18 protein-coding genes and 1 pseudogene are annotated in these 19,337 nt (G+C 37.2%); 10 read left to right on the top strand and 9 right to left on the bottom strand.

Annotated features, from left to right (window positions below; all coding sequences use genetic code 11):
- Window positions 1-6 precede the first annotated feature (6 nt).
- Window positions 7-1,302: an SGNH/GDSL hydrolase family protein gene (locus tag H9L23_RS03865; RefSeq protein WP_187593741.1), complete on the top strand. Its 1,296-nt coding sequence runs from the start codon at window positions 7-9 to the stop codon at window positions 1,300-1,302.
- Between the two features lie 60 nt (window positions 1,303-1,362).
- Here H9L23_RS03865 and miaA read toward each other — a convergent pair whose 3' ends face one another.
- The 4 genes and pseudogenes from miaA to H9L23_RS03885 all read right to left on the bottom strand — a co-directional run bounded on the left by miaA (window position 1,363) and on the right by H9L23_RS03885 (window position 5,203).
- Complete coding sequence (miaA, locus tag H9L23_RS03870; RefSeq protein ID WP_187593742.1) at window positions 1,363-2,271, bottom strand: tRNA (adenosine(37)-N6)-dimethylallyltransferase MiaA; 909 nt, start codon at window positions 2,269-2,271, stop codon at window positions 1,363-1,365.
- Between the two features lie 74 nt (window positions 2,272-2,345).
- Window positions 2,346-2,993: an IS1096 element passenger TnpR family protein gene (locus H9L23_RS03875; RefSeq protein WP_187593743.1), complete on the bottom strand. Its 648-nt coding sequence runs from the start codon at window positions 2,991-2,993 to the stop codon at window positions 2,346-2,348.
- Window positions 2,994-3,092: 99 nt separating this feature from the next.
- A pseudogene (locus H9L23_RS03880) lies at window positions 3,093-4,546 on the bottom strand (CCA tRNA nucleotidyltransferase).
- A gap of 90 nt (window positions 4,547-4,636) precedes the next feature.
- On the bottom strand, window positions 4,637-5,203 hold the full coding sequence (locus H9L23_RS03885) for an L-threonylcarbamoyladenylate synthase (protein ID WP_187593744.1): 567 nt from the start codon (window positions 5,201-5,203) through the stop codon (window positions 4,637-4,639).
- 206 nt (window positions 5,204-5,409) lie between these two features.
- Here H9L23_RS03885 and H9L23_RS03890 point away from each other — a divergent pair, with 206 nt between their 5' ends.
- The gene (locus H9L23_RS03890) at window positions 5,410-5,961 is read left to right on the top strand and encodes a DUF4136 domain-containing protein (RefSeq protein WP_187593745.1); all 552 of its coding nucleotides are present in this window, start codon (window positions 5,410-5,412) and stop codon (window positions 5,959-5,961) included.
- A 177-nt stretch (window positions 5,962-6,138) separates the two neighbouring features.
- A complete protein-coding gene (locus H9L23_RS03895) occupies window positions 6,139-6,690 on the top strand; it encodes a DUF4136 domain-containing protein (RefSeq protein WP_187593746.1) in 552 nt (183 codons plus the stop codon).
- Between the two features lie 305 nt (window positions 6,691-6,995).
- On the opposite strand, the gene H9L23_RS03900 is transcribed toward H9L23_RS03895, so the two are convergent.
- On the bottom strand, window positions 6,996-8,105 hold the full coding sequence (locus H9L23_RS03900; RefSeq protein WP_187593747.1) for a glycosyltransferase family 4 protein: 1,110 nt from the start codon (window positions 8,103-8,105) through the stop codon (window positions 6,996-6,998).
- Window positions 8,106-8,166: 61 nt separating this feature from the next.
- Window positions 8,167-8,985, bottom strand: a complete 819-nt coding sequence (locus H9L23_RS03905; protein ID WP_187593748.1) for a 2,3,4,5-tetrahydropyridine-2,6-dicarboxylate N-succinyltransferase — start codon at window positions 8,983-8,985, stop codon at window positions 8,167-8,169.
- A gap of 205 nt (window positions 8,986-9,190) precedes the next feature.
- Between H9L23_RS03905 and H9L23_RS03910 the strand changes: the two genes are divergently transcribed.
- Window positions 9,191-9,589: an RNA-binding S4 domain-containing protein gene (locus tag H9L23_RS03910; protein ID WP_187593749.1), complete on the top strand. Its 399-nt coding sequence runs from the start codon at window positions 9,191-9,193 to the stop codon at window positions 9,587-9,589.
- Between the two features lie 74 nt (window positions 9,590-9,663).
- On the opposite strand, the gene H9L23_RS03915 is transcribed toward H9L23_RS03910, so the two are convergent.
- Window positions 9,664-10,437, bottom strand: coding sequence for an EcsC family protein (locus tag H9L23_RS03915; protein ID WP_187593750.1), 774 nt, complete (start codon window positions 10,435-10,437; stop codon window positions 9,664-9,666).
- A 110-nt stretch (window positions 10,438-10,547) separates the two neighbouring features.
- On the opposite strand from H9L23_RS03915, the gene H9L23_RS03920 reads away from it, so the two are divergent.
- Window positions 10,548-12,473 (top strand): redoxin domain-containing protein, encoded by a 1,926-nt coding sequence (locus tag H9L23_RS03920; protein WP_187593751.1) that lies wholly within the window; start codon window positions 10,548-10,550, stop codon window positions 12,471-12,473.
- Between the two features lie 51 nt (window positions 12,474-12,524).
- Here the strand turns inward: H9L23_RS03920 and H9L23_RS03925 are convergent, their stop codons facing one another.
- Both H9L23_RS03925 and H9L23_RS03930 read right to left on the bottom strand, forming a co-directional pair.
- Window positions 12,525-13,001, bottom strand: coding sequence for a nucleoside deaminase (locus tag H9L23_RS03925; RefSeq protein WP_187593752.1), 477 nt, complete (start codon window positions 12,999-13,001; stop codon window positions 12,525-12,527).
- A gap of 102 nt (window positions 13,002-13,103) precedes the next feature.
- Window positions 13,104-13,700 (bottom strand): OmpH family outer membrane protein, encoded by a 597-nt coding sequence (locus H9L23_RS03930; protein ID WP_025143235.1) that lies wholly within the window; start codon window positions 13,698-13,700, stop codon window positions 13,104-13,106.
- A gap of 862 nt (window positions 13,701-14,562) precedes the next feature.
- On the opposite strand from H9L23_RS03930, the gene gyrB reads away from it, so the two are divergent.
- From gyrB to H9L23_RS03955, 5 genes are all read left to right on the top strand, one after another.
- Window positions 14,563-16,521 carry a DNA topoisomerase (ATP-hydrolyzing) subunit B gene (gyrB, locus tag H9L23_RS03935; RefSeq protein WP_187593753.1) on the top strand — a complete coding sequence of 653 codons (1,959 nt, stop codon included), beginning with the start codon at window positions 14,563-14,565 and terminating at the stop codon, window positions 16,519-16,521.
- Window positions 16,522-16,669: 148 nt separating this feature from the next.
- Window positions 16,670-17,008: a PadR family transcriptional regulator gene (locus H9L23_RS03940; protein WP_167293295.1), complete on the top strand. Its 339-nt coding sequence runs from the start codon at window positions 16,670-16,672 to the stop codon at window positions 17,006-17,008.
- Window positions 17,008-17,670 (top strand): hypothetical protein, encoded by a 663-nt coding sequence (locus tag H9L23_RS03945; protein ID WP_187593754.1) that lies wholly within the window; start codon window positions 17,008-17,010, stop codon window positions 17,668-17,670. The genes H9L23_RS03940 and H9L23_RS03945 overlap by 1 nt, the downstream gene beginning before the upstream one ends.
- A gap of 2 nt (window positions 17,671-17,672) precedes the next feature.
- Window positions 17,673-18,353 carry a hypothetical protein gene (locus tag H9L23_RS03950; protein WP_187593755.1) on the top strand — a complete coding sequence of 227 codons (681 nt, stop codon included), beginning with the start codon at window positions 17,673-17,675 and terminating at the stop codon, window positions 18,351-18,353.
- 60 nt (window positions 18,354-18,413) lie between these two features.
- Complete coding sequence (locus H9L23_RS03955; RefSeq protein WP_187593756.1) at window positions 18,414-19,097, top strand: hypothetical protein; 684 nt, start codon at window positions 18,414-18,416, stop codon at window positions 19,095-19,097.
- The last annotated feature ends 240 nt before the right edge of the window (window positions 19,098-19,337 follow it).

Genomic DNA, 19,337 nt, shown 5'->3' on the forward strand with positions numbered 1-19,337 from the left:
TTACAAATGAAAAAATATATATTAAATAGTTTCGTTGTTGCTGCCATTCTTTTTACAGCGGCTTGTAAACCAGAAATTGAAACACCAGCAGGTACAACTGCCGGACAAGCTAACTTTAGCAAATACATTGCTGTTGGTAATTCATTAACCTCTGGCTTTGCTGATGGAGGTTTATATTTAGAAGGCCAAAAAGTTGCTTATCCAAATTTACTCGCTGCAAAAATGGCTTCAGTGGGTGGAGGGGCATTTAACTCTCCGTTTTTTACTGATGATCGTTCAAATGGTTCAGGTTATCTTACCTTATCTGCGCTGGTTAATGGTACCCCAACATTAACACAAGTAATTGATAAGTTAGCATATAGAGATGCTGCCAAACATTTAGATAAATACAGTGGCGAAATCCAAAATTTAGGTATTCCTGGTATGCGTGTCGATTTATCTTTCGATCCAACACTTACTTTTAGTGCTGCCAATCCATATTTTGAGCGTTTATTAACTGATGCACAAGTGGGTAAAACCAATTACTTCCAGTTTATACAAGGCAGAAACCATACTTTTTTCTCGCTTTGGTTAGGAAATAATGATGTTTTGGGATATGCAACCAATGGTGCGGTAACCGTTACCGGCGATCCGACCACTGTTTTAACAGATAAAGTAACTTTTTCATCATTGTATTCTAATTTATTAAATGCATTAACTGCTGGTGGTCAGAAAGGTATTGTGGCAACCATTCCTGATGTAACAGCTGTACCATATTTTAATACAGTTACACCTGCAGCTTTGTTAAATGCAGCTAAAGCCATTAACCCGGCAGCGGCAGCAATCTACATCCAAACTGGTACAGGTGCAGTAAGAGCAGCAACTTCAGAAGATTTAATCCGTTTGCCTTTCCAATCGGCTGGTTTGTTTGGTCAAGGAGCTATTCCTTATGGTTTACACCCATTAAACCCGATTGCAAATAACTGGGTATTGGATAAAGATGAAGTAATTAAGGTTAAAGATTATGTAAACAGCTATAACAGCAGCATTAAATCTTTAGCTACAAGTAAAGGATTGGCTATTGCTGATACCTACAGCTATTTTAATCAGGTTAAAACCGGAATCAATCTTCAGGGAGTTGGTATCAATGCAGCATTTATTACGGGCGGTGCATTCTCTTTAGATGGTATCCATTTAACCCCACGCGGAAATGCCGTAATTGCCAATGTATTTATTGATGCAATTAATGCAAAATATGGTTCTACTGTTCCAACAATTGATATTACACAATATAGGGGAGTGAAATTTCCAGATACGAAATAAGGTTTTAGTATTCATTAAAAAAGGAGTCCCGAAATTTCGGAACTCCTTTTTTATTTCCAGTCAGTCTATTTTGTTTGCTACAAACTTTATAACTTCCTGGCCTTGATCAGGCTCAAACCAATTAATCTCCTCATCTCTCCTGAACCAGGTAAGCTGCCGTTTCGCAAAGCGACGGGTATTCTGTTTAATGGCAGCTATGGCCTCCTCTAATGATAGCTTTCCATCAAAATAATCGAAAATTTCACTGTAACCTACCGTATTTAAGGCATTATACTGTTTAAATGGTGTTAAAGATTTCACTTCTTCCAATAATCCATTGGCAATCATTTGATCAACCCTTAGGTTAATTCTATTATAAAGAACAGTTCTATCCGTATTGAGGCCAATTTTGATAATATTAAATGGTCTTTCTTTTTTAGTGGCCGATAACATAGAAGAAAGTTTTTGTCCGGTTGATAAAAAAACTTCAAGGCCCCTGATCATTCTTTGCGGGTTTTGCTGATCTACCTTAGCAAAATATTCAGGATCTGATTCAGCCAGTTGATTTTGTATAACAGCTAAACCTTCTTCTTCAAATTGTTTATTTAATTTTTCCCTGATTGACAAATCGATATCGGGCATTTCATCCAAACCATTTATTAAGGCGTTTACATAAAGGCCAGAACCTCCAACCATAATAGCCACATCATGCTTTTGAAAGATCTCATCAAGGGTTTTTAAACCTTCTATTTCAAAGTCACCTGTACTGAACAATTGCGATACCGAATGTGAATCTATAAAATGATGTTTTGCTGCTGCTAACTCCTCTGCATCGGGCTTTGCCGTGCCGATGGCCATTTCCTTAAAAAACTGGCGTGAATCTGCAGAGATAATTTCTGTACCAAAATGCCGTGCAATCTGAATGGCCAGAGCCGTTTTGCCTATCGCCGTAGGACCAACAATAGAGATTAAGTTTTTTTTATGGAGCATAGTGGCATTCGTATAAAATAAAAGCTGTCAATTTTATTTGACAGCTTTTTAAAATTTAAAAATCTTTTTTCTGATTAGTAATCATCTTTGTGGCTATCGTCATCAAAGTTATCGTTATCCGAAAATTCATCACCGAATTCATCATCTTCACTTTCCTCATCTTCGTCTCTTTCTTTCTCATTAATGCCCATTTCGCCCATGGCTTCCAGTTCGTCGGTGTCTTCAGGCACAAAGTTCATTTCATTTAAAAAATCAAATTCGCTGGCAGTTGCCGCGGCACCTCTTGGATCAACGGCTTGTGGACTGTTCTGCTCCATAATTTTTGGAGCCTCGCCACTGCTTTTGGCTAAAAATGGATATTCGATATTAGGATCGGCATCTAAAATTATTTTTACAAGCTCAACATGAAAATCGTACGGACGGTCAAAATTATAGATATAGTAAAACTTTTGGTGCGGATCTTCAATAAAGCCACTCAATTTAGAGTTTTCCATTAAAACTACACGATCTTTTTTACGTTCACTTGGTAAATAAGCAATTTCATCACCTTTTAACCAATTATCAGTGCTTACGTAAAAAGACGAAGATTTTTCGGCATTATAACCTGTAGACCGGTGGATAGCCTTGTGCAGGTCTTCAAATGTCTGGTTTGATTTAATGTCGATCTCTCTCACAACATCATCAAAATCTTCGAAAGTAATTCTAAATTTATAAATAGCCATTATTGTATTTTGGAACCGTAAAAATAAAGTTAATTTATAATTACCACAAACATCATGCACCATAAAAGGCACGTTAATTTTGTAGTTAGGGCAATTAAATTATTTATTAACAGGATTTAATCCCATTTGTTTTGCCTGATTGAGCATAAAATTAAATGCTTCCTGATAATCGTTTGTGATTTCACCTTCTAGTATAGCCTCGCGGATAGCATTTTTAATCATGCCGACTTCTTTCCCCGCTTCAAGTCCAAAAGTCTCCATAATATCGTTACCAGAGATAGGGGGCTGCCAGTTTCTGATTTTATCGCGTTCTTCCACATCCTTGAGCTTTTGCTTTACCAGCTCAAAATTGTTTCTGTATTTTGTTTTTTTGTATTCGTTTTTTGTGGTTACATCGGCATTGCAAAGTAACATCAGGCTTTCAATTTCTTCGCCTGCATCAAAAAGTAACCGCCTCACTGCAGAATCTGTTACAATTTCCTGGGCCAGCACAATTGGACGAAGATGAAGCTGTACCAGTTTTTGCACATATTTCATTTTTTCATTTAAAGGAAGCTTTAATTGTGCAAAGATTTTGGGCACCATGCGGGCACCACGGTCTTCATGTCCGTGGAAGGTCCAGCCGTGTCCTTCTTCAAATCGTTTGGTTGCCGGTTTGGCAATATCGTGTAAAATGGCTGCCCAGCGTAACCATAAATCATCGGTATCTGCACAAATATTATCCAGTACCTCTAAAGTATGGTAGAAATTATCTTTATGGCCTTTTCCCTTAATGATCTCCACACCATAAAGCTGTGCCATTTGAGGGAAAATTAAATGCAATAAGCCCGTATCAAAAAGATGTTTAAAACCCACCGATGGTTTTTTAGATAAGATGATTTTATTCATCTCATCGGTAACACGTTCTTTTGATACAATACTGATGCGTTGTTTTTGTGTTTTAATAGCATGAAGTGCTGCCGGATCAATATCGAAATTAAGCTGTGAAGCAAAACGGATGGCCCGCATCATGCGCAATGGATCATCCGAAAAAGTAATTTCCGGATCGAGCGGGGTACGGATCAGTTTATTTTCTAAATCTTTAACGCCATCAAAAGGATCCAAAAGTTCGCCAAAATGCGCTGCATTTAAATTGATCGCCAATGCATTAATGGTAAAATCCCTGCGGAGCTGGTCGTCTTCTAAACTGCCATCTTCAACAATGGGTTTGCGCGAATCTGACCGGTATGATTCTTTTCTGGCGCCTACAAACTCGACCTCTAAATCCTGATATTTGATGTTTGCCGTACCAAAGTTTTTAAATACAGCCACTTTTGTCCCTAATTTTCTGCCTACAGCTTCCGCATATTCGATTCCGCTACCTACTACCACCACATCAATATCTTTTGAGGGCGGTTTAAAAATAAATCGCGCACAAAGCCGCCGATTACATAAGCTTCGGTATTGTTCTTATCTGCTATGGTGGATAAGGTTTTAAATACAGGGTTTTGTAGGTGAACTCCTAAATCCCCTGAAGGGGACTTGGGGTTCCCTTCGTTTAAATCAGACTGCATATATAAGGGTAATTCAATTGTTCAAAATTAAGCAAAACATTTGGTCGGTAAAGACTGCCTGGAATTAAAAGCCCATCAAGGGGTTGGGGTTTATCTGCGGATAAACTCAAACTGCCCGCCTGGAGAAAGTTTCATAATGGTTGATGGTTTTCTGCTGGTTCGGTTTTCCTGCTCAAAATCTACTACGTAATCAACTGCATCAAGAATAGCCGGATCAATATCATCAAAGAATTTTGGCGAAGGCTGTCCGCTTAAATTTGCAGAGGTTGATACGATAGGTTTCCGGAAACGCTGAATTAAAGGAGTGCAAAAATCGTGTTTAACAATCCTGATGCCCACACTGCCATCTGCATTGATTACATTTTGGGCCAGGTTTTTGGCATCCGAAAAAATGATGGTCAGTGGGTTTTCTGCATATTCGATCAGATCGTAAGCCACATCAGGTATTTCGGCAACATAACTTTGCAGTTTGCTGTCTACATCCAATAAAACAATTAAGCTCTTTTCGGCCGGACGGTTTTTTATTTTAAGCACTTTATCTACGGCTTCAGGATTGGTGGCATCGCAGCCTATTCCCCAAATGGTATCTGTAGGATAGAGGATCACCCCACCAGATTTTAATACCTCAAAAGCTTTGTTAATCTCGTCTCTTAGCATTTTGCAAAGTTAATTTATTAAGAGGAAGTTAAATAATCTTAGTGTTTATTTCCTACCCTGTCAGATATTTCTATTTGAAACTCATAAATAAGGATAAAGGAATTTTTACAATCGTAACATATTCTTTATCTTTTATTTATCTCAACTGATGTGTTTTAATATAATAAACTAGTATTTTAGTAATAGGTTATTAAATAAAACATAAAATGAAACACACACTTAAATGGGGTATGCTGTTTACTATTGTAATGGCATTTACCAGTTGTATTACTGTGCTTACGGCATCAGATTACGACAAAAAAATCGATTTTTCTAAGTTAAAATCCTATGCTTACTACGAAAAAGGAATTGAACATTTGGAATTAAACAACCTCGACAAGCCCAGGATGTTAAATGCCCTTGAAACTGCCATGGCCAAAAAAGGCTTTACTAAAGCTGGCCGACCAGATTTTTTAGTCAATGTAGCGGTTTTGAGTAGCATTAAAGCGAGGGCCGATTGGGGTTATAGCGGAGGCGGTTATCAATGGGATGCAGCTTCATCTTCGTACCAGTGGAGAGATTCACAGTTTGGACCGCTTAACAGCAGCAAGCAATATCAGTCTGGTACCATTATCATTGATTTTTTGAATCCCGAAACCAAAGCCATTATGTGGCACGGAATAGGATCGGGCTTTAATTTTGATGATTATGAAAATAGGGAAGAAAGGATAAATCTGGCAGTAAAACAGATCTTGTCGGAATATCCGCCAATTTATTGATTTTTACATTTAATCCAATTGTAAAATATTTAGTCTGAGTGATATAACGTCAAAACATAATCAAATAGAAATCGTTTTACAGATAACAATCTGATTGTAAAAAATGTTAAATGATTTGCCATTTGGTTCCCAAAATCGTTATATTTATGTCAGGTTATTTATACAACAACGCACAAAATGAGAACAGCACAAAAATTATTAATGCTTTTTACAGTGGTATTGGCATTAGCAGGATGTACAACACTCCGCACCGCATCAGATTATGATAAAAATGTCGATTTAAGCGGTTACAAAACTTACAATTTTTACGATAAAGGTATTGAGCGGGTTAAACTGAACAATCTTGATAAACGCAGGTTATTGGCTGCCGTAGAAGCAGAAATGAATGCAAAAGGATTTACCAAATCAGCCAAACCTGATTTATTGGTAAATTTAGTTGTGGTTGCCAGAGAAAAAACTGATGTTTATGGCCCAGGTTACTATGGTGGCTGGGGTTGGGGCTGGGGTGGCTGGCGAGGTGGCTGGGGCGGCGGCGGAACGTACGTAAACCAGTATATTGATGGTACCATTATCATCGATTTTCTTGATCCGGCTAAAAAGATTTTATTCTGGCACGGACAGGGATCAGGTTTTAACCTCGATAACTTTAATAAAAGAGAACAACGTTTGTACACCGGCGTAAAAGAAATATTGGCGCAATATCCACCAAATGTTACTGCTGCTAAATAAGTTGTAAATATTAAATTAAGATAACAAGAGGGCCGTTGAATTTTAAATAAATTCCGGCCCTTTCTCTTTTGTTGCTTTTTTAGCTTTATTTCTTAATTATTGCTACAGTCTGCCCCAATCTAAACCTGACATTCGCGGAAAGCCCGCAATCCGATCCTTCATCGGATGAGGACTTGCAGCATTGGCAGGACTAACATTAATACCAGCACCAACCTTGCTTTTCAAATATAAAAACTAAATTCCTATAAATCGAACTGAGTAAATTACACATTCAGAGGAGATGAACGCGAATAAAAGATAACTTATTAAAGTGTTAAATAGCAATCCATTAACTGCTGTGTAACAAGAGAACTGTTAAATTTTTGAACAAATTCCAATCCTTTTTCCTTCATCTCTTCTTGCAGCTGAGGATTTTCCAGAATTTGATTAATGGCTTTTGCAAGTCCGCTCGCATCATTTGGCGAAACATATAAGCTATCTGGTCCGCCGGCTTCCTCTAAGCACGAACCCGTTGCCGCAACTACAGGAACTTCTGAATACAAAGCTTCAATGATGGGAATGCCAAAACCTTCGTAAAATGATGGATATACAAACACACTGGCTAATTGGTAAATGCCTGGCAAATCGGAAAAAGGAATGTTTTTTAAGAATATAATCCTGTTCTTAAGACCAAGTTTTTCAATTTCTTTCTCTACAGTTTTAAAGTAAGCCGTTTGTTTGCCTATCACTACGAGTTTGTAATCTTCGCTAACCTCTTTTAAAGCCTGTACAGCTAATTTAAGATTCTTACGCTCTTCAATGGTGCCAACATTCAGGATGTATTTTTCAGGGAGTTTATAGGTTGCTTTTATGCGGCTTAATGTTGCTGCAGCGAATGGGGTTTTAAAACTATCATCACAACTTTGGTAAATCACCTCAATTTTTTCAGCACTGATCCAGTATAAATCAATAATGTCTTCTTTTGTTTTCTCGCTGATGGCGATAATTTTATTGGCACGTTTACAGGCCGATTTGCTTTTCCACCCGTATAATTTCCGGTCGATGAATTTATAGTATTGAGGAAAACGAAGGAAAATCAGATCGTGTATGGTAACGATTGATTTAATCCTGGTATGCTGTATGGCTAATGGAATTTCGTGACTTAGCCCATGAAAAATCTGGCAACCATCCTGATTTAAATCTTTAAGGATATTTAAAGTTCTCCATAAAAAAGGGCCGTTTTTAGGGAGTTTAAGTTTGATATTTTCTTTTTCAAGAAAGGCATCGATCTGTTTGGCCGATTTTACTTTTGGAGCATAAACAAGGTATTCGTGTTCGGGATACTGGTTTGCCAGATGCTCAATTAAAGACCGGCTGTAATTGCCCAACCCGGTTAAATTATTAGCGGCACGTTTGCCATCGTATCCTATTTTCATTGTTGTAAAGTTGCAGGTTGGAATGTTGCAATATTTGAACATTCCAACCTTTCAACAAATTTTATACGGCTACATTATTTTCTCTCAACGCGTCGTTAAGTGAAGTTTTCTTATCTGTACTTTCTTTACGTTTTCCGATAATTAATGCACAAGGCACCTGAAATTCGCCGGCAGGGAATTTTTTAGTGTAACTGCCAGGAATTACTACCGAACGTGCCGGAACAATACCTTTATATTCTACCGGGGTTGGGCCAGTAACATCGATAATTTTAGTTGATGCAGTTAATACCACATTAGCACCTAAAACAACTTCTTTCTCTAATTTAACACCCTCTACAACTATCGCTCTTGAACCCAAAAAGCAATCATCTTCGATAATTACCGGCGCAGCTTGTACAGGCTCTAAAACACCACCAATACCCACACCACCACTTAAGTGAACGCGTTTACCAATCTGTGCGCAAGAACCAACGGTAGCCCAGGTATCAACCATAGTACCTTCATCAACGTAGGCACCGATATTTACGTACGATGGCATCATGATTACACCTTTAGCTAAAAACGAACCGTAACGTGCGCTTGCCATAGGCACAACACGTACACCAGTTGCTTTATAGTCAGTTTTTAATTCCATTTTATCGTGATAAACAAAAGGACCGCTTTTAATTTCCTTCATCTCACGGATCGGGAAATATAAAATTACCGCCTTTTTTACCCATTCATTAATGCCCCAGGAGTTTAAAACTGGTTCAGCAACGCGGATTTCGCCTTTATCTAAACCCTGAATTACGGTTTCGATGGCTTCGCAATAGTTGCTATATTGTAAAAGGGTTCTGTCTTCCCAGGCGGCTTCAATTAATTTCTTTAAATCTGAATACATGATGTTTTTAAATTTTACGCAAAATAAATCAATTTTTGTTTATTAAAGGGCTAATTGTTTAAATTGTTTTATAGTTGGGTTAATGCAAAAGATTGTTGAATTGTTCGATTGTTCAGGTTGCTGGCCTTAACGGGTTTAAAATGATGAGAATGATTTAACAATAAAGCAATAAAACAATTTAACAATTCTTTACTTTTGAACCTTTATGACAGAGACAGAAAAACTTAGGATAGATAAATATTTATGGGCGATCAGGTTGTTTAAAACCCGGAGCCTTGCTACGGATGCCTGTAAAGCCGGAAGGGTGAAACTTAAAGGGCAGAATATTAAACCTTCAGCCATTGTAAAAGTTGGCGATGTTTATCAGGTATCGAAAGGGATCGAGAAGAAAATCATTGAAGTGGTAGAACTTTCGTATAACAGAACCGATTCGCCTACCGCCTTAACAAAATTTAAGGATTTAACACCTGTTGAAGAAACCCATGCCTTTAAATCGATGTTCCACGCGCCAAGCTTAAAACGTGATAGGGGAACCGGACGTCCGACTAAGAAGGACAGACGCGAAACGGATGACCTGATTGGGGGAATGTTTGAAGAGGAATAGTTGTTAGTCCAAAGTCTTGAGTCCAAAGTCGGTAGTCTGTTCTACTTATGACTATAGACTCAAAACTAAAATACTCAATTCCCTTTCTCAAGTCGCAAATCGCTGGTCGACTCATGACTCAAGACTATAGACTGAAGACTAAAATGTCTCATTCTATAACTCATCATGGCAGTCTTACCAAGTTTTTCGATCAACTTATAATTGGCAACCGCTCCTACCGCTGCGCCAACAAAAGGCAACATCTGGGCTAGTTTAGCCAAATCGATATAATCACGGTATTGCTGTTGAAAGGTAAGCCAATCGAATTCATCAATGTTGGTTGGTAATTGGTGAGCTTTATCATCCCAGTTCTGCATTTTAATAAACACATTCTGACTTTCTTCCTTGCTTGAAAAGGCCAGTTGAAAAACGTGTAAAATGTATAAACGTTCGCGGTAATCTTTCACATCGTATCCGTACACCGCGGCAATATCAAAAAGCATCTTCATTTTAATACCCAACAATAAAGGGAAATCTGCCAGGCTCATTAAAAAACCACCCGCTCCGGTAATTCCACCTTCTGCAGCGCCTGTTTTTTTGTAATTATCAATTTTTTGCTTCACCAATGCTTCACGGTGTAATAAGGTTAAATCGGTAATGGGTTTCGACGTGGTAAAGGTAGAACCAAAAAGAACAGCCTTCACCATTTGTTTAATCGCAGTGGTAATGGCATTATGAACTTTATCTGGAATATAGCTGTTTATTTTTTTCTGCACTTTATCCGTCACCTTACTCAAAAGCGAAGGTTTTTGTAAGATTTTAAATTTCCAGAAATCCAGTTCACTGTTTATTTTTTGTTCGTAGGTCATGTTTATTATCCTACAATAATTATTCCTTAAAATTTAACACAAAATAACTATGAAAAAAGATAAATAAACTATATATTTAGTTTACCTAATTAAAACTTAATCCTTTCATTATGAAAACCTTAAAATTGTTCTGTTTACTGGTGTTGGCTGCGGGAGCGGCAAATGCTCAAGGGGTAAAGTTTTCTGCTGATCAACCTGCGGCAGGAAGTACCGTTAAATTTACCTACGATCCAAAAGGAACCAATCTGGAAAACCTGGCCGATGTAAAATGTACGGGTTATACTTTTTTTTCGAAAACCAATCCAAAAAACACCAAAATTGAGCTGGTTAAAGAAGGGGCAATTTATAAAGGGGAAATTTCTACTCCAGATAGCGTTACTGTGGTTGGACTTGCTTTTTCGGTCGGCGATCAGAAAGATGAAGCGCCTGCGGGTTACGTGCTTGAATTTACCAAAGGTGGAAAAGTACCTGCTGAAGCCTATCTAAACGAAGCTTTTTTATACGGATTGGCCGGAAATTATTATCTCGGGCTTACCATCGATCCTGAAAAAGCAGTTACTTTATATAAACAGGCATTTGCCTTAAAGCCTGAACTTAAAAAGAAAAACCTGCAACAATACCTTTCGCTCGAGTATAAAGCAGATAAAGATAAAGGAGCAAAGCTCATTAACGAGAATATTTCGGCCTTATTTAAATTAAAAGAACCTAAAGAAGAAGATTTGAGTACTGTTATTGGGCTGTATTCATTGTTAAAGAAAAAAACACAGGCCGATTCGGTTAAAGCCATTGTGCTTAAAAAATATCCAACCGGAAATTATGCCTGGAATGATGGGATGAATGCCCTTTACGGTACAAAAGATTTTGCTGCACAAGTACAAAAAGCCGAAGAATTAATCGCAAGATTTAAACTCGATCAAAGCAAAAAAGTTGATGTTAGCAAGCTGAATGCTGTTTTTGGCATTTTGGCAAATAGTGCAGTAAAGGCTAAGGATCTGGATAAATTTCAGCTTTATGCAGGGAAAGTAACCGATAAAATGACAAGAGCAAGCCTATACAACAATAGTTTTGCCTGGCCAGCTGCCGAGAAAAAAGAAAATGTAGATTTGGCTGCGCAACTTTCGAAGCAATCATTAGCGCTTATAGAAGCATCAAGAAATGATGAGATGCCAAAATATTACACAAGCAAAGAAGATTACCTCAAATATTTAGATGGTGCTTATGGCATGTATGCTGATACTTATGCTTTATTGCTTTATCACCAGGGTAAATTTAAAGAAGCATTGGCCACACAGGAGAAAGCCATACGTATGTATGCAAGTGTTCCGCCCGATGTTTCTACCCGTTACGTTACCTACCTGATTAAAGATGGGCAAAATGATAAAGCTTATACAGAGGCAGAAAAATTAATCAAAGACGGTAAAGCCACCGATTCTTTAAAAGCTGATTTTAAAAGACTTTATAGCACTTTAAAGAAAGAGGGGACTTACGAAACCTATATCGCCAACTTAGAAAAAGCAGCATTGGAGAAAGAAAGGGCAGAATGGACCAAAAAAATGATCAGTATCCCTGCACCTGCGTTTTCTTTAACCAATCTTAAAGGCGAAAAAGTAAGTTTAGCCAGCTTAAAAGGAAAGATTGTGATTTTAGATTATTGGGCAACCTGGTGCGGCCCTTGTGTAGCTTCTTTTCCGGGTATGCAGAAAGCCATGGCAAAATATTCTGCTAACCCAAATGTGGTATTCCTGTTTGTAAATACCTGGCAAAATGAAGAAAATAGAGAAAAAGTAGTTACCGATTTTATTGCCGAAAAGAAATATAATTTTAACGTGCTTTACGATACTAAAAATGCAAAAGACCCCTCCAAATTTGATGTGGTAAGTGCTTATAAAGTGGATGGAATCCCTACCAAATTTGTAATCGATGGAGATGGAAATATCAGGTTTAAAGCCGTTGGTTTCTCAGGCTCTGATGATGGTGTGGTGAAAGAAATAGATTCGATGATCAGTTTGTTGGCTCCTAAAGAATCGAGTAAATAAACGCCTCAATTTAACAACAAAAGGTGCTGAATTATCGGCACCTTTTTTCGTTTAATAATCTACCCGCATTGCCGAAGTTTCCCATAATTTAAAAGCCGACAAAGCCTCATCCCGCATCAGTTGTATTACCGGAAGGCTCCTTTTTTCCATCGGTTTATCTAACTCTTCATAAATAAACTTATCGCTAAAACCAATATTTTCGGCATCCACCTTGGTATTTGCATAATAAATGGTGTCAATTTTTGCCCAGTAAATTGCACCCAGGCACATGGGGCAGGGCTCGCAACTGGTGTAAATTACACAGCCGCTTAAATCGAATGTATTCAGTTCCGTGCAGGCCAGCCTGATAGCCGAAACTTCCGCATGTGCAGTTGGATCGTTGGTTGATGTTACTTTATTGGCCGATTTAGCAATCAATTTGCCATCTTTCACCACCACAGCGCCAAAAGGTCCACCAATACTTTCACTTACATTCTGTACAGATAGGTCTATTGCCATCTGCATATATTCCTGATGTTGATTCTCCATTTATATCCTAATTAATCCCTCTGTTGTTAAAATTCTAAAATAACAGCACAAAAAAAATGCCCCGATTTATGCGGGGCATTCTGGTTTAAATATCTTTTTAGCTTATTTTTTGCTGTACTCAGCGTTTAAGCCTTTAATTACTTCAGATGTTACATCTAAACTCTCATCAGCAAATAAAATAGTGCTATTACCTTTCGAGTAAGTTAAAACCATTTTATAACCTTTTTCTTTGGCATAACCTTTTAAATATTGAGCAACTTTATCATACAATTTTTCGTTTTCGGTAGCCTGCTCATTTTGTAAAGCGCCACCTGCATTTTGTTGATAAGTTTGTAATTCTTGTTGTTTACGCGCTAAACGCTCTTCAGTACTTTTACGTTGATCGGCAGATAAAGTAGAAGCCGATTGTTGGTACTGAGCAACCTCTCTTTGAAAAGCCTGACCTTTAGCCTGCATATCTGCCTGTGCATTTTTGGTCTTTCCTTCAAATTTCACTTTAAGATCTTTAAAGTATTCATATTTCGTAAGTAACGAATCTGAGTTTACATACACAATTTTCTCAGTTGGAGAAACTGCTGCAGTAGTCTCTGTTTTTTTAGTTTCAGTAGTTTTAGTGTCTTTGTTCTGGCATGCAGAGAAAGCAGTTATTAAAGTTGCTGTTGCAAGTAAACCAAAGGTTTTAAAGGTTCTTCTTTCCATTATTGTTTAATAAATTTTAGCAAACTTATATAAATTAGTTTTGATATGCAATTTAAAGAAAGGCGTATCGCGATACAATGGTGCTTTTGCGTTAGGCGAATTACGTAAAGCCTTTAATTTACTCAACGCTAAGCGCCTAGCGTTAGCCGCTCAATCTGATACAGGTGATTTGAAAAGCAAAGCCTGTATTTCAAACGGCTGTTCGTCCCGCTGTCCGCTTTATTTCATGCCCGCTTCCATCGGGTTTAGGTGGCATGGCCAGGGCTACTATTTGGGGTTGCAGGGCTGCAATAGCAAATTTTATAACACCAAACGTTCCTCCGGAACGAAAACACCAATTTAACAATTGGCTACCTAAGAATCGTCCCTACAGGACGATATCGGGGGAGGTAATTTAATCACAACTTGTCCAGATCTTTCGGGAGATAAAAAGGATGTATACAGATTTAAAAATCTGTGTTTATCTGTGTGCATCTGTGGTTAAAAACCTTATCATAATGACACTACGCAATTACCCAACGGACAATTGTTAGTTTTATAAAAAATACGTCCCGTATGGGACGTATCCCAGGTAGAAAAAAATGTAATGTTTTTTCGTTCCGGACGAACGTTTGGTGAATAATCCATTCATATTCACCATTATTTCGGCCAATTAAATCCAAAATGAATCCCGACGAAAAGTCGGGAGTAACAGAAAGCGGGAGGAGACCTGAATTGGAACATAGGTTTTGCTTTTCAAACCCCTTTTAATCCAATGGGAGAGGCTTTTGCATCAATCTCTTAACAGCTCAAAATTTATCCACATATTAGTTTAAATGCCAAAATTTCCGTATTTTTGATACTTATTGTTTTTAATTAAAATATGAGCGAAGAACAGGATTTAAAGTCAAATTATTCGGCAGATAATATACAGGTTTTAGAAGGTTTAGAAGCGGTGCGTAAGCGCCCTTCAATGTATATAGGTGATACTGGTGTTAAAGGTTTACACCATTTGGTTTACGAGGTTGTAGATAACTCTATTGATGAGGCTTTGGCCGGTCATGCAGATACCATCGACGTTCGTATTTTAGAAGGTAACTCGATCAGGGTTGAAGATAACGGACGTGGTATTCCAACCGGGATCAACACGAAAGAAAATAAATCGGCGCTTGAAATCGTTATGACGGTTTTACACGCCGGTGGTAAATTTGATAAAGATACTTACAAGGTTTCGGGTGGTTTGCATGGTGTAGGGGTAAGTTGCGTTAACGCATTATCTACCGATTTAAAAGCAGAAGTGCACCGCGAAGGTAAGATCTGGATGCAGGAGTATAAAATTGGCGTTCCACAGTATGATGTTAAAGAAGTTGGAACTACTGATAAACGTGGTACGATTGTAACATTCACTCCGGATGATACCATTTTTACCCAAACTACCGAATACAAATATGATACTTTAGCCGGCCGTTTGCGCGAGTTATCTTTCTTAAATAAAGGGATTAAATTAACGTTAACTGATGAGCGTGAGAAACTGGATGACGGTTCTTATTTTTCAGAAACTTTCCATTCAGAAGGTGGTTTAAAAGAATTTGTTGCCTTTTTAGATGATACCCGTACTTCGATTTTGGCAGAGCCGATTTATATCGAAGGGATTAAAAATGGTGTTCCGGTTGAGCTGGCTTTCCAGTATAACGATAGTTATTCTGAAAATGTGCACTCTTATGTAAATAACATTAATACTCACGAGGGTGGTACACACATTGCCGGTTTCCGTAGAGGATTAACCCGTACTTTAAAAAACTATGCCGATAAGGAAGGTTTGTTAAAGAACGTAAAAATGGAAATTACCGGTGATGATTTCAGGGAAGGTTTAACTGCCGTAGTTTCGGTAAAAGTACAGGAGCCTCAATTTGAAGGGCAAACCAAAACTAAACTGGGTAACAGTGAGGTAATGGGATCGGTTGATATTGCAGTAGGTGAAGCTTTGGGTAATTACCTGGAAGAAAACCCTAAGGAGGCCAAAATGATTATCAATAAGGTAATCTTGGCAGCTACAGCGCGTGCAGCGGCCCGTAAAGCCCGCGAAATGGTACAGCGTAAGAGCGTAATGGGCGGTTCAGGTTTACCTGGTAAACTGGCCGATTGCTCAGACAGTGATCCGGAAAGATGTGAGATTTACCTGGTAGAGGGTGACTCGGCAGGTGGTACTGCTAAACAAGGTCGCGATCGTAATATTCAGGCTATTTTACCATTAAAAGGTAAGATTCTGAACGTAGAGAAGGCGATGGAGCACAAAATTTACGAGAACGACGAGATCAAAAATATGTTCACGGCTATTGGGGTAAGTATTGGTACGCCAGAGGATAACAAAGCGTTAAACATGACTAAACTGCGTTACCACAAGATTGTAATCATGACGGATGCGGATATCGACGGTTCACACATTACCACGTTGATTTTAACCTTCTTCTACCGTTACATGAGGGCATTAATCGAAGCAGGTTATGTTTATATTGCTTCGCCACCACTTTATCAGGTTAAAAAAGGTAAAGAATTCGAATATTGCTGGAATGATGTGCAACGCGATGCGGCTGTACAACGTTTAAAAGGTGCAGGTAAAGAAGATAGTGTACATATCCAGCGTTATAAAGGTTTAGGTGAGATGAATGCTGAACAATTGTGGGAAACTACTTTGAACCCGGCAACACGTACTTTATTGCAGGCCACTATCGAAAGTGCTGCAGAGTGTGATCATACTTTCTCAATGTTAATGGGCGATGAAGTTGCTCCACGTAGAGAATTTATTGAGCGTAATGCAAAATATGCGAAGATAGATGCATAGTTGAGCTGAAAGCTTATAGGCTAGAGCTGAATATATAACCCTCTTCAAGTTAAAAATCTTGAAGAGGGTTTTTTGTTTTTCAGATTATTAGCTTTAAATTTTATATACATAATTTTATTATGTATATAATTTTTTATACATTTGCTTCATGGCAGTAAATAATGAATTATTTAAAGGGACATTACAAACCATTATCTTAAATCTTTTATCAGAAAATGAGAAAATGTATGGCTATGAAATTACTCAAAAAGTGAAATCCATTACCCAGGGCGAGCTAATGTTAAAAGAGGGTGCATTATATCCGGCATTACATAAATTAGAAGCTGAGGGTTTATTGGAAACGACGACAGAAGTGGTAGAAAACAGGGTGAGAAAATATTACTCCTTATCAAAAGATGGAGAGAAAGAAGTAGTAAATAAATTGCAGGAAGCCAAAGATTTTATTGCCCAGTTGCAGTTATTATTAAACCTAAAACCTGCAATTTAATGGTACTAACAGCCCAACAGCATCAGGAAATTAAGGATTATATTTTTGATGCGGCTCAATACAGGGAAACTTATAATGAGGTTTACGATCATATTGTAAATGCACTCGAAGATAAAGATGAGGCTTACAGTATTGAGCTTGTTGCTGAGATCGTTAATGCTGATTTTGGAAGTTTTAATGAAATTAAAAAACAAGAGCAACTTTATCAGCAGCAAATTAATAAAAAATACACAAGACTTTTTCTAGAGGAGCTTATAAATTCATTTAAATGGCCCGGTTTATTAGGTAATTTCGCAAATCTAATGCTTTGCTTATGTATTTATTGGAGTAGTACAAACTCATCTTTTAATACTAAACCGATGATGATTGCTGTATTTTCTTGTTTTATCCTGGTAACCATTTATATGTACAGCCAAATATTGATCCGCAGAACAAGAAGTAAAAAATATTCGATTTTAGACAATTCATTAGGCATTTTATCTACGTTTGGTTTGTTTATTGGAATCTTTGTTTTTAACTGGTTTATTAGTGATGACAGTTTAATTAGTTTAAGTCAGCGTGCTAAAGTAATCGTACTGCTTACTTTATACTTTTTCTCCAGTATGTATGTAAGGTCATTCAGGAAATTTTACAACCAAAAAATTAAAATACTCATCGCTTAAGTATGAATTTAATTAAAGAGCAACTCGAACAGATAAGGTCTTTTATTCAGCAAAAAGGCTTTAAGTATATTGATGTTCAAATGGAGATTTTAGACCATGTGGCATCATCTGTTGAAGAAAAAATGGATGCTGATCAAAATCTTAATTTTGAAGATGCGATAACCGAAACCCACGAAGCTTTTGGAACGGATGGTTTTGCTGTTATTCAAAAATCGGTGGTTGATGGATTAAAGAAAAAATACAGTAAATTTTTCTGGCAAAACTTTCGTAACTATTTTGGTTACAAATACATCATACTGGTTTTATTTCTAGGATTTATTGTTTATAAACTGCAGGAGATAGTAAACAATGATGATTTTTATACGATATATCTTGTTGGGATGTTCGGTGTTGTCGGGCTTTTACTCCTTTATAATCTTAAGGATTCCATTTATAAAAAATACATGTCATATAAATCATCCGTTTCCTTTTTAATGTTTTTAGGCCCATTTTTAGTTATTACCAATATGGCGATTAATAAAAGCGTTACAGCAGTAAAAATTTTCTCATTAAACAGAAGTTTTCTTATTGTATCGGTACTGATCACTTTATTTGTTATTTATTTTATTGCTGCACTTAAAACGGCCAAGGTTGGAATGAGAGAGAGTAAGCATATAATGGATAAGTATAAACTTGTGGTATAAGGTACTAGCGGTTTAAGATGTTTCCATCTTACACTAAATTAAAATAATTATTGCATATACATGAATTTAACAAAAGAACAACTTAGCTACATCAGGTCTTTTATTCAGCAAAAAGGCTTTAATTATATTGATGTTCAATTGGAGATTTTAGACCATGTGGCATCATCGGTTGAAGAAAAAATGGAAGCAGATCGAGAGCTTAAGTTTGAAGATGCGGTAATTGAAACGCATCAATCATTTGGTGTAATGGGATTCAGCGCCTTTGCAGATGGAATAACCAATTCGATTCGCGCAAAATACAGCCGTTTATTTTGGAGATTTTTTTTCTCAGCTTTCGGATATAAATATGTGTTAGTGCTTTGTTTCTCAATATTTGCTATTTACAAAATGCAAGAGTTAATTACAGCAAATATTTTTTATATATTTTTTGTTATTGGTCTGCTCTGTGTATTTGGAATTTCGACATTTTCTAGCATTAAGCCCGCTGTTTATAAGAAGTTTGTGTCTTTTGACTCTGGAACTTCTTTTCTGCCTTTTTTAGGATACATTTTACTTCTGACCAATTTTGCCATGAACGAAGTGCCAGCCGAGTATACCATTTCTTCTATTAGTGTACAGCAATTAGTTTTATCACTTTCTATCATTCTATTCGTGCTCTATTTTAATGCTGCTATCAAGACAGCAAAGGTAAGTATACGCGAAACAAAATCATTAAAGGACAAGTATAAATTACTATATGGTTAATTCCTATTATTTAAGATATTTCCATCTTGACATGTAGTGTAAGATATCTGTGGTATTAGTTGTTCCCAACTGACACAAATAAACATCGGATTATTTTTATAACAGTCAGATAGTAATATCTTACCTCACAGTAAAAACAAAGCCATTCGAACTTGAATGGCTTTTGTCTTATTTATACACTATTGGTCCACAGATTCTCTTTATCCAAAAAGAAAGCTAATGGCATTAACTAACCACCTC

The organism is Pedobacter roseus, assembly GCF_014395225.1.
GTDB lineage: Bacteria > Bacteroidota > Bacteroidia > Sphingobacteriales > Sphingobacteriaceae > Pedobacter > Pedobacter roseus.